The sequence below is a fragment of the Candidatus Vesicomyosocius sp. SY067_SCS001 genome, from assembly GCF_014706615.1.
In the GTDB taxonomy this organism is placed as follows: Bacteria; Pseudomonadota; Gammaproteobacteria; order PS1; family Pseudothioglobaceae; genus Ruthia.
In genome coordinates this window covers 422,855-434,882 of sequence record NZ_CP054877.1, presented here as the reverse complement: position 1 = coordinate 434,882, position 12,028 = coordinate 422,855, and the positions used below count along the sequence as shown (strand labels likewise).

Below are 12,028 nucleotides of genomic sequence, written 5' to 3'. Positions count from 1 at the left end.
CCAAAATACTTTATTAATTTCTTAAGCCGTTCTTCAAACGAAGTATTTTCAACTTCTGACATCAGTATTGCTCTTATCTTTTAAAACAATATAAATGTTTAAATAAAACTCAGATTGTTATTAGTTTTTTTCTCTGGTTGTTTAATTTTTCTTTATGTTTTTTAATTTGAACATCTAATTTATTAACCATTTGATCAATAGAGTTGTACATATCAGAACTTTCTGCTTTTGCAAATAAATCTGCACCACTAACATGGATTATTGCCTCGGCTTTTTGTACATCTTTTTTAACTTCTAAGATTATATTAATGTTAATTACTTGATTAAAATGATTCTTTATTTTGTTTAATTTTATTAACGAATGTTGTTTAATTGCTTCGGTAATATCAAGATGATGACCAGAAATATTTAACTGCATATATACTCCTTAAATTCTTTGAAAAATAATTTATATTAAAGCATAACTTTAATATAAATTATAAGGTAATTTATACACATTTAAGACAAAAACCTTAAATCTTATTTAAAGTGTATAATGCCGACGTTTACTTACTTACATATTATAGGAGATCAAAATGATTGCAACAAGTCAACATTTTAACGAATTAAGTGCTAAAAGAATTGTATTACAAAATACTTTCAAAACTCATACACAAGTCAATGGTTTTTCTTATAAAGATTGGATTAACCCCCCAGTGGGCTCTTTTTATGAAGGATACAAAAAAGAATTAGATAAAATTAATAATGAAATGGCTCCACCATTAACTTACCAATCATAAATTATTTTATGATTGGTAATAAAAGCTTAATTTAGAGCTTTTTATTAATTGTTTTAGATAATCATAATGTCCTATTTAATGTCAAACTATACACCACTTAAGGTTACTTTTGTTAAAGGTGTAGGTTGCTATCTGATAGATGACAAAGGTGAAAAATATCTAGACGCGCTTTGTGGTGTGGGTGTTGTTGGTCTGGGACATTGTCATCAAGAAATTACAAAAACAATTCAAACACAAGCTGCTAATTTACTACATACCAGTAATTGGTATCATATCCAGCACCAAGAAGATTTAGCTAAAAAATTATGCCAATTATCTAACATGGATAAAGCTTTTTTTGCCAATTCTGGTGCTGAAGCAAATGAGGCAGCTATTAAAATTGTTCGCTTACATGGACATGCTAATCATATTAACAACCCAACCATCTTAACTGCTAACCAAAGTTTTCATGGACGCACTATGGCAACACTTTCAGCCACTGGCAATCCTAAAATACAAAAAGGTTTTACACCATTAGTTAGTAAATTTATCTATTTTGACTTTAATAATATTAAAGCAATTAAAGCTCATGAAAATAACAAGAATATTGTTGCAGTTATGCTTGAACCTATTCAGGGTGAAAGTGGTATTATCATCCCAAATAAGAATTACCTGAACCAAGTTCAAAAAATTTGCAATAATAATAATTGGTTATTAATTCTTGATGAAATACAAACAGGCATAGGTCGTACTGGTAAATTATTTGCACATTGTTATAACAATATAACACCAGATTTATTCACTTTAGCTAAAGGACTTGGTAATGGTATGCCTATTGGTGCTTGTCTTGCAAAAGGAAAAGCTGCACAATTACTAATGCCTGGTACACACGGATCCACCTTTGGTGGTAATCCACTGGCTTGTAAAACAGCACTTACTGTATTAGAAATTATCGAAAAAGATAATATTTTAGATAATGTTTTAGTAATGGGTGAATACATAACATCTAGTTTTAGAAACAAACTTAAAAATTCAAACAAAGTATTTGAAATTCGCTCAAAAGGTTTAATGATTGCCATTGAGTTAAACCAAAATTGTTCTACTCTTTTACAAAAAGCATTAAACAACAAACTTTTAATTAATATTACTGGTCAAACAATACGTTTACTTCCACCCTTAATCATTAATCAATCTGATGCTGATATTCTTATTGATAAAGTTAGTAACTTGATCAATACTTTATAAAAAGGGGATACCCTATGATAAAACACTTTATTAATCTTAATGATTTATCGAATTATGACTTAACTCGAATCATTAAACAAGCAATCACATTAAAAAAACAGTATAAATCTGGTAAAATAAATAAATGTTTAGAACATAAAACATTAGCCATGATTTTTGATAAATCTTCTACACGAACGCGTGTTTCTTTTGAAGCTGGAATGACTCAACTAGGTGGTCGTGCCCTATTCTTATCTGATAAAGATATTCAATTAGGTCGGGGTGAACCAATCATCGATAGCGCAATTGTGATCAGTTCAATGGTTGATGCTATTATGATACGTGTCTCTTCTCATGAGGATATTCAGACCTTTTCAGAACATTCTTCTGTACCGATTATTAATGCATTATCTGATGAATCACATCCATGTCAACTATTAGCTGACATGATGACTTACCAAGAATACAACGGTTCTATTGCTAATAAAACCGTAGCTTGGATTGGCGATGGAAATAACATGTGCCACACTTATATACAAGCAGCAAAAAGTTTCAACTTTAAACTTAATATTGCTGCCCCTAAAAACTACCAACCAGATCAAAGTTTTATTGAAAAATATGCTAGCCACATTCATCTATTCACCGATATAAAAACAGCATGTAAAGAGGTTGATTTGATAGTAACTGATGTTTGGGCAAGTATGGGGCAAGAAAATGAACAAATAAAGCGTGAAATTGCCTTTAAAGACTTTCAAGTCAATACAGTCTTAATGTCAAAAGCCAAACCAAGTGCTGTATTTATGCATTGCTTACCTGCACACCGTGGCAAAGAGGTTTCTGCCAACGTAATTGATAGTAATCAAAGTTTAGTTTGGAGTGAAGCTGAAAATAGATTACATGTACAAAAAGCATTACTATTATATTTACTAAATTAAAAATCCTTAGAACTTTCCATTGTTTGTTGATAAAACTTAACTCCACGTTTTACTTTTTCTCGCCCGCAAGACACACGCCAACGATTAGTATCACGTAATGAATAAACACAACCACAATATTCTTGTTGATAGAATGCTTCACGTTTAGACAATTCTAACATTCTACTTGACCCGCCTTGCTTGCGCCAATTAAAATCCCAATAATAAATACTTTTAAATAACTGTGTTGCACGCATACCACAATTATTAATTTGATTTATATCCTTCCAACGTGATATACCAAGTGTTGAAGAAATTAAATTAAAACCATGATTCTGGGCATACTGAACTGTAACTTCAAAACGCATATCAAAACAAGTAGTACAACGCTTGCCACGTTCTGGTTCATGCTCTTGACCTCTAGTACGATCAAACCAAATATTACAGTCATAATCTGCATCAATAAATAGCATGTTGAGCTTTTGTGCAAAACGTATATTTTCCTCTTTACGTAATTCATATTCTTCTTTTGGGTGAATATTAGGATTATAAAAGAAGATAGTAGTGTCTATATTTGATACTGCTAAAGCTTCCATAATTTCACCAGAACAAGGCGCGCAACAAGAATGCATTAGCAATTTAGTTTCACCATTTGGTAAAGTCAAATTAGGACGTTTATAACCTAACAAACTATAATCTACTTGAGACATTGTCTAACTTTTTTTAGCGTTTCCCAGGTTTCACGTTTGAGTTTCCCATTAGTCAAAACATTGCTTGGATGATGAATGTAAAAATGATGTATTGAAGATGACTTTAAGCCTATATCCATTAATAATACCGTTTTTGCATTATATTGACTAAGCGTTTGATCTAAATCATTAATATTAATGCTAACATATTTAATATCAGATTTTTTAAGTCCAATAGCACCTAACATTTTGAATAAAAAGTCTTGAGTCTTACCCTTTTGACAAAATGAAGAAGGTATTTTAGTTTCAATTACTAAACATTGTGTATCAATTTTTAGAAAATTTAGATCTTGAGTTTTTGCCTGAATATGCAAAAATTCAGGTATAGCAAACACCTCTAAATAACGAGATCTTAGAGATTCATTCATATTTGAGGATGCGCCTTATTAGTTACAGTTAATACCTTATTTAAACCATGAACATAAGCTTTTGCACTAGCAGTAATAATATCAGTATCAACTCCTTGTCCATTAACAATACGACCATTATACTCTAAGCGAACATTCACTTCACCAAGCGCATCTGTACCTTGAGTAACATTTGAAACAGAATATAATTGAAGGTTTATCTTGATACTAGCCAATGAATTAATTGCACTAAAAGTAGCATCTACCGCACCTGAAGTATTCGCCGTTGCTGTTTTCTTTTTATCATTAATAAATAATACAACAGTTGCCGTATTTTTCTCATTCGTTTCTGTACATACCTTCAAAGACACTAGTTTAATAGCTTCATCATAGGACTCTGTTTGTGTTTCAGATACTAGTGCTTGCAAATCTTCATCGAAAATTTCATGTTTTTTATCAGCTAGTTCTTTAAAACGTCTAAAAGCATCATTAAGGCTTGCATTATCGTTAAACTCAACACCTAATTTAGCCAGTCTAACCTTAAACGCATTGCGCCCTGAATGTTTACCTAACACTAATTTATTAGCATTCCAACCAACGTCTTCAGCGCGCATAATTTCATAAGTCTCTCGATGTTTAAGAACACCATCTTGATGAATACCTGCCTCATGAGCAAAAGCATTTGCACCAACAATTGCTTTATTAGGTTGTATAATAAAACCTGTCACACTTGAAGCCAAACGTGAAGCTGATAAAATATGCATGGTATCAATATTGGTATCACAGTCAAAAATATCTTGGCGGGTTCGTACTGCCATAACCAGTTCTTCTAATGATGTATTACCTGCACGTTCACCTAAACCATTAATGGTACATTCAACTTGCCTTGCACCATTTAGTACAGCAGACAATGAATTGGCTACTGCTAAACCCAAATCATTATGACAATGTGCTGAAAAAATAGCCTTGTCAGAATTTGGTATACGTTCAATTAAAGATTTAATAGTTGCACCAAACTGATGTGGAATATTATAACCTACTGTATCAGGAATATTAATAGTTGTAGCACCAGCTTTAATCACAGCCTCAATAATATAGCACAAAAAATCCTCATCTGATCGACCTGCATCTTCTGGTGAGAATTCTATATTATCCGTATACCGGTTGGCTCGCTTAACAGCACGAACTGCTTGTCCTACTACCTGGTCAGGGGTCATTTGCAATTTCATCTTCATATGAATGTTAGAAGTGGCAATAAAAGTGTGAATACGAGATGCATTAGCACCTTTTAATGCCTCTCCTGCACGATCAATATCTTTATCAAGCGCTCTAGCCAATGAACAAATAACAGAATTTTGTACTATATTGGCCACAGCTTGTACGGCTTCAAAATCTCCCTCTGATGCAATAGCAAAACCTGCTTCAATAACATCTACTTTCATTTTTTCCAATACTCTAGCAATACGTATTTTTTCATCCTTAGTCATGGATGCACCAGGTGATTGTTCACCATCACGAAGAGTTGTATCAAAAATAATTAGTTTATTAGTCATTCAAGTTTCCTAATTGGTTTATTTAAATTTCCAAATTGGAGGACAAAATCTTTCAATAGTGCGCAGATAATTATTGCCATAAAGCAATAATTATAATAAAAACAAAGGAATGTTTTCTATAGGAAAATAAAATGTAAATTGATTAATCATTATGAGGATAATTATAAAGGAAATTTAACCTTTTAGATGATGTTTTTTTAAACGACGTTTTTTTCTCACTTCAACCATTGTTGTTAACAATCCAGAGAGTGCATAAATAAAAAAGAAGACAAATAAAATAGCACTAGGCTCTAAAGTAATAACAATAATAATTAATGTAGCAATTAATAATAATTTAAATGACGATCTACCTTTTAAATTAATTTCTTTAAAACTATTGTAACGAATATTACTAACCATTAACACACCAGAACCAACCAGAATAATCCAACTAGCTAAAATTAAATTTTGATCATAACCAGTGACCCCAATCATTTCTTTGGTCCAAACCAAACCTGCAATTAATGCCGCAGCAGCTGGGGATGGTAAACCCTGAAAATAACATTTATCTTCAATACCAATTTGTGTATTAAATCGAGCCAGACGAAGTGCACCTGCCGCTACATATACAAAAGCACCTAGCCAACCAATCTTACCCAAATCAGACAGCAACCAAAAATACATTAGTAATGCAGGAGCTACGCCAAATGAAATCATATCAGCCATAGAATCATACTGTGCACCAAATTCACTTTGAGAATTGGTTAAGCGAGCAACACGCCCATCAAGTCCATCCCATAACATAGCAAAAAATATTGCAATCGCAGCGTCACTATATTGGCTTTTAGTGGCAAGAATAATAGCAAAAAAACCAGAAAACAATCCAAATGTCGTGAGAATATTTGGCAATAAATAAATACCTCTTTTTGTTTTTCTTTCCACTATGTATTATTCGCTAAAACGTCTAATCAGCTTATACGTTTATTAAATGACTAATTTTTAGATTGATTAACAATTTTATTTTTGTTAATCCATGGCATCATAGAGCGAAGTGATTCACCAACTTGTTCAATTTGATGTGCTCGTTGCGCTTCTCGATGAGCTGGAAGTTCGCCCACATTAGCCACAAATTCTTTAGCAAAAACACCATTTTGAATTTCGATCAAAATCTTTTTCATTTCAGCTTTAGTATCAGTAGTTATAATACGAGAGCCACGAGTAATATCACCATATTCGGCAGTATTTGAGATTGAATAACGCATATTAGCAATACCCCCTTCATACATTAAATCAACAATCAACTTTAATTCATGTAAACATTCAAAGTATGCCATTTCTGGCTCATAACCAGCCTCTACCAAGGTTTCAAAACCTGCTTGAACCAAAGCAGTTGTACCTCCACATAATACCACTTGCTCACCAAACAAATCCGTTTCAGTTTCATCTTTAAATGAGGTTTCTAAAATACCGGTACGACCGCCGCCAATAGCTGAAGCATAAGATAATGCAGTGTCTTTAGCATTGCCTGAAACATCCTGAAACACCGCAATAAGATCTGGAATACCACCACCTTTAACAAATTCTGAGCGTACTGTATGCCCTGGTGCTTTTGGAGCAATCATAATAACATCTAAATCAGCACGTGGTATAATTCTATTATAATGAATATTAAAACCATGAGCAAATGCTAAAGTTGCACCTTGCTTCAGATTTGGTTCAATATTGTCTGTGTAAATTTGAGACTGAAACTCATCAGGCGCTAAAACCATTATTAAATCTGCCCATGCAGTTGCTTGCTTAATTGATTTAACGCTTAACCCCGCGACAGATGCTTTTTTAGAAGATTCAGAACCATCTCTAAGTGCAACAACTACTTCAACACTAGAATCTCTTAGATTATTTGCATGCGCATGGCCTTGTGAACCATAGCCAACAATGGCAACCTTCATACCTTTAATAATGTTTAAATCTGCATTTTTATCATAATATATATTCATATTTTCCTCTATTTTTGAACGCCTCATACGCCTTTTGTTAAATTCCTATTTTTCATGCAAATACCAGTTACGCCTGTTCTAGAAACATCTAAAATTTTTGAAGCATCCAAATTTGCTAAAAAATCATTAATTTTTTTACTTTTTCCTGCCAACTCAATCGTATAAATATCTTCTGATACATCAACTAATTTACATGAAAAAGCACTAATTTGCTTATCAATATCAACTTGTGTTTGTTGATTAACGTTCACTTTAACTAATAACAGTTCACGCTCAATATGCTCAGTTGCGGTTAAGTCTGTTACTTTAATTACATCAATCAATTTATTAAGTTGCTTAACAATTTTCTCAATAATTCCATCATCAGCAATACTAACAATAGTCATACGTGATAAGGTTGAATCGTTAGTTGCTACAACTGTGAGCGACTCAATGTTAAATCCACGGGCAGAAAACAATCCTGCCACTCTAGACAGAGCTCCTGCCTCATTTTCTAATAATATTGAAATAATATGTCTCATACTAAATTCAATCCATCATCATTCATTGATGACATCTCATCACGACCAGCCAATAACATTTCATGATGTCCTGCACCTGATGGAATCATTGGGAATACATTTTCTGTAGGGTCAATTAAAATATCTAAAAATACTGTTCTATCTTTTTGCTTAAATGCTTCAATCAAAGCTGGTTTTAAATCTTTTTCTTTTTCAACTTTAATGCCTATATGCCCATAGCTTTCTGCTAATTTAACAAAATTAGGTAATGCATCCATGTACGACATAGAATAACGCTTTTCATAGAAAAATTCTTGCCATTGACGCACCATACCCAAATAGCCATTGTTAAGATTAACAATCTTAACAGGTGTTGCATATTGCAACATAGTTGATAATTCCTGAGTCATCATTTGGATACTACCTTCACCCGTTACGCACGCAACATTCAACTCTGGTTTAGCAAGTTTTGCACCCATGGCAGCTGGTAAACCAAAGCCCATTGTACCTAAACCTCCAGAGTTAATCCAACGACGTGGATAATCAAATTGATAATATTGTGCTGCCCACATTTGATGTTGGCCTACATCAGAAGTAACAATAGCATTACCTTTCGTCACTTCATATAGAGTTTCTATAACAGTCTGCGGTTTAATAACACCTAATTTAGTTTGATAAGCCAAAGAATTAACAGAGCGCCACTGGTCAATTTGCGACCACCAAAGGGAAATATCTTGAATGAACTTGGTTTTCATCTTAACAATTAAATCACTAAGTACTAATTTAACATCGCCTACAATTGCTATATCTACAGCCACATTTTTGGAAATAGAAGATGGATCAATATCAATATGAATAATCTTAGCATTAGGACAAAATTTATCAATATTAGCTGTCACTCTGTCATCAAATCTAACACCTGCAGCAATCACACAATCCGCATCATGCATTGCCATATTAGCCTCATAAGTACCGTGCATACCTAACATACCTAATGATTGCTTATCCGTAGCTGGGTAAGCACCTAAGCCCATCAATGTTTGTGTGATTGGAAAACCTAACTGACGTGTAAATGCGCGAAGTTCTTGATCAGCATTACCAATAATACAACCTCCACCAGAATACACAATTGGACATTTGGCTGATGCAATCAAATCAGCTGCAGCATTAATTTTAGCACTATCAGCACGAGATGGAACTTTATATGAACGCATTTCAACTGAATTTGGATAAGGTTTTGGTTCAACAGTAGCAATGGTAATATCTTTAGGAATATCAATCAACACAGGTCCAGGTCTGCCTGTAGTGGCTATATGGAATGCTTTCTTTATGGTGTTAACAATTTGATTAATATTTTTAATCAAGAAGTTATGTTTCACACATGAACGAGTAATACCTACCGCATCAACCTCTTGAAACGCATCATTACCAATAAGTGCTGAAGGCACTTGCCCTGAAATAATAACCATGGGAATAGAATCCATATATGCAGTCGCAATACCTGTAACTGCATTGGTAATACCAGGCCCACTAGTAACCAAAGCAACACCACACTTGCCACTTGCTCGCGTATAACCATCTGCAGCATGTGCCGCACCTTGTTCATGACGAACAAGAATATGTTCAATTTCATCACAAGCATTTAGTGCGTCATAAATATGTAAAACTGCACCGCCAGGATAGCCAAAAATGTGCTTAACTCCTTCACTTTTAAGACTATTAACTAATATTTGAGCACCATTTAACTTCATTCTTTTTAATTTAGCATAATAACCTATCAATTATACCTAATGATATATCAATATCAATCCACTATTATAAGGAATTTTGCCAATCTTCAGAATAAAATTGAATAGGCGAGTTATCTTCTTCAAATGTCTCAATAGACCATGTATCAGGCTTTGCTAAAATAGTTGATAACAATTGATCATTAAGCAAATGCCCTGTCTTGTATCCTTCGTAATGTCCAATTAGATTACTGCCTAATAAATATAAATCACCAACAATATCCAAAATTTTATGCTTAACAAATTCATTTTGATAACGCATGCCATCTTCGTTTAAAACATCATCATCACTTAAAGCAATCGCATTGTCCATACTAGCACCAAGCGCTAAATTTTGTCTTTGCATCATTTCTACATCCTTTATGTAACCAAAAGTTCTAGCACGCGAAATTTCTTTTAAATATGACTGTTTGGAAAAATTAATACTCAATTTTTCTCCACTTTCCTTAACTTTTTTATGATCAAAATCAATTTCAAGTGATACCTTAAATCCTTCATATTTAGACACTTGTGCCCATGAATCACCATTTTCTACTCGTATAGTATCCTTGATGACAAAGAATTTTTTATGAGTACTTTGCTCTTCAATACCAGCAGATTGAACCAGAAAAATAAAAGGGGCAGATGAGCCATCCATAATTGGTACTTCAAACGAATCAAGTTCTACTAAAACATTATCAATCCCAAGAGCTGAAAATGCACTCATTAAATGCTCAACTGTTGACACTTTAACACCTTTATTTTCAAGCCCAGTAGAAAGCACCACCTCATTAACAAAGGTACTATGTGCACGCACCAACTTATCACCCACATCCATCCGCCTAAATACTACACCATGGTCTTCTTTAGCAGGAATCAAAGTCATATTTACAACACTACCACTATGAATACCGATACCTCTAGCTTTAACTTCTTTTTTAATGGTTCTTTGCTTGATCATAATATTTATTATTCCAATAATAATTTTATTTTACTCACAAAGTTAGTTTGTTGAGGTTCTTACACTATTTCTAAATAAGTATTATTGTCAATATGCATCAACAAGCTTAGTATACAAATATAATTAAAACTAGTAAGAATCACATTCTTACTTATAATTTTATTTGTATCAACTTTAACCAGTTTGATGCTTATTTAAATATATTAATAAACAACCCCTTACAACCTTCTATTCAAGACATATCACCTGTTAATAACAATCCTGATTTGAGTCTTCTATATATCTTTCAGATTTTAAATTTTACTTAAAAAAATAAATATCTTAATAATATTTTTCTAAAGTATCAACTAAATTATGTAATGATAAATAATATTGTTCAATAGAATTGAACTGTTTTAATTCAATTAATTTATCCGCTAGTACTATTTTTAATTGAGCATAAATATGTTTAATTTTGAATCTTTCTGTCTTTTTAAATAAGACAGAAAGACATTAATAATATTTTGAGTAATTTGATTATCACCTATTCTAAAAATATTACTATAAATAATACCGTCAACTACAAAAACAGAAATATTGCTTACACCTGTTACCAATATTTTTCTATATTGATTAATCGTACTTAAATTTAAATCATAAATATTGGTTAAACATTATGGTTTATAGTATTTACAATACTATAAACAGTTTTAACTACTTTTAACATTGCTTTTGCTATCTTATTAACATCAGCAATTAATACCAAAATTTTGCTTATTCTTATATCAACACTTACAGAATAATTCTCACTACTAACCATTATTTTATATCATTCATTTAAGTAAAATTAATGTTCAACTATTTTTCCACTTGAAAAATATTTTATATTTTTAGTATTTTTTACTTTAAAATACCCTAATTATAAGTCTAATTTAGTATGAAATCAACAAGTAGAACTTTCACTTAATTTAATACACCCACAATAATTACATTTAACCACACTACTGATTTCCTAATTGTATCAACATATTCCATTACAGTTTCTAGCACGATATTTACATTAAATATTCTCTAAAATAACCAATTACACTCTATCAAAAGTCTCTCCAAATGACTCACTTTAACGTCCAATTACAATACCGGAGTATATTCAAATACATTAAAATCCAACAGGCTATTTTTTATCGTCATAAAATATCACTTTAGCCATTATTATTACTACATAAAGATTTACTTTAATAGTTTATAAAATAAATATTTTACTAGACTATTTTAACTCGATTTTAACCAAACTGTTTGAT

At 32.1% G+C, this 12,028-nt stretch carries 12 protein-coding genes; 3 read left to right on the top strand and 9 right to left on the bottom strand.

Annotated elements, in window-relative coordinates; translation table 11 throughout:
• Positions 1–109: 109 nt before the first annotated feature.
• Positions 110–418 (bottom strand): ribosome hibernation-promoting factor, HPF/YfiA family, encoded by a 309-nt coding sequence (hpf, locus tag HUW60_RS02115; RefSeq protein ID WP_190600788.1) that lies wholly within the window; start codon positions 416–418, stop codon positions 110–112.
• A gap of 157 nt (positions 419–575) precedes the next feature.
• Between hpf and HUW60_RS02110 the strand changes: the two genes are divergently transcribed.
• From HUW60_RS02110 to argF, 3 genes are all read left to right on the top strand, one after another.
• A complete protein-coding gene (locus tag HUW60_RS02110; RefSeq protein WP_190600787.1) occupies positions 576–779 on the top strand; it encodes a hypothetical protein in 204 nt (67 codons plus the stop codon).
• A gap of 66 nt (positions 780–845) precedes the next feature.
• Positions 846–2,003 carry an aspartate aminotransferase family protein gene (locus tag HUW60_RS02105; RefSeq protein WP_190600786.1) on the top strand — a complete coding sequence of 386 codons (1,158 nt, stop codon included), beginning with the start codon at positions 846–848 and terminating at the stop codon, positions 2,001–2,003.
• A 14-nt stretch (positions 2,004–2,017) separates the two neighbouring features.
• The gene (gene argF / locus HUW60_RS02100) at positions 2,018–2,917 is read left to right on the top strand and encodes an ornithine carbamoyltransferase (RefSeq protein WP_190600785.1); all 900 of its coding nucleotides are present in this window, start codon (positions 2,018–2,020) and stop codon (positions 2,915–2,917) included.
• Here argF and HUW60_RS02095 read toward each other — a convergent pair.
• The 8 genes from HUW60_RS02095 to lpxC form a co-directional block, all read right to left on the bottom strand.
• The gene (locus HUW60_RS02095; protein ID WP_190600784.1) at positions 2,914–3,606 is read right to left on the bottom strand and encodes an epoxyqueuosine reductase QueH; all 693 of its coding nucleotides are present in this window, start codon (positions 3,604–3,606) and stop codon (positions 2,914–2,916) included. The two genes, argF and HUW60_RS02095, sit on opposite strands and share 4 nt — an antisense overlap.
• Entirely contained in the window at positions 3,594–4,013 is a 420-nt protein-coding gene (locus HUW60_RS02090) for a uracil-DNA glycosylase family protein (RefSeq protein ID WP_190600783.1), read from the bottom strand. The genes HUW60_RS02095 and HUW60_RS02090 overlap by 13 nt, the downstream gene beginning before the upstream one ends.
• Positions 4,010–5,545 carry a 2-isopropylmalate synthase gene (locus HUW60_RS02085; RefSeq protein ID WP_190600782.1) on the bottom strand — a complete coding sequence of 512 codons (1,536 nt, stop codon included), beginning with the start codon at positions 5,543–5,545 and terminating at the stop codon, positions 4,010–4,012. The genes HUW60_RS02090 and HUW60_RS02085 overlap by 4 nt, the downstream gene beginning before the upstream one ends.
• Before the next feature lie 174 nt (positions 5,546–5,719).
• Positions 5,720–6,466: a CDP-diacylglycerol--serine O-phosphatidyltransferase gene (gene pssA, locus HUW60_RS02080; RefSeq protein ID WP_190600781.1), complete on the bottom strand. Its 747-nt coding sequence runs from the start codon at positions 6,464–6,466 to the stop codon at positions 5,720–5,722.
• A 50-nt stretch (positions 6,467–6,516) separates the two neighbouring features.
• Positions 6,517–7,521, bottom strand: coding sequence for a ketol-acid reductoisomerase (gene ilvC / locus HUW60_RS02075; RefSeq protein WP_190600867.1), 1,005 nt, complete (start codon positions 7,519–7,521; stop codon positions 6,517–6,519).
• Positions 7,522–7,544: 23 nt separating this feature from the next.
• Positions 7,545–8,042: an acetolactate synthase small subunit gene (gene ilvN, locus HUW60_RS02070; RefSeq protein ID WP_190600780.1), complete on the bottom strand. Its 498-nt coding sequence runs from the start codon at positions 8,040–8,042 to the stop codon at positions 7,545–7,547.
• Positions 8,039–9,772, bottom strand: coding sequence for a biosynthetic-type acetolactate synthase large subunit (ilvB, locus tag HUW60_RS02065; RefSeq protein ID WP_190600779.1), 1,734 nt, complete (start codon positions 9,770–9,772; stop codon positions 8,039–8,041). Before ilvB ends, ilvN begins: the two co-directional genes overlap by 4 nt.
• A gap of 64 nt (positions 9,773–9,836) precedes the next feature.
• Positions 9,837–10,748, bottom strand: a complete 912-nt coding sequence (lpxC, locus tag HUW60_RS02060) for a UDP-3-O-acyl-N-acetylglucosamine deacetylase (protein ID WP_190600778.1) — start codon at positions 10,746–10,748, stop codon at positions 9,837–9,839.
• Positions 10,749–12,028: the final 1,280 nt, after the last annotated feature.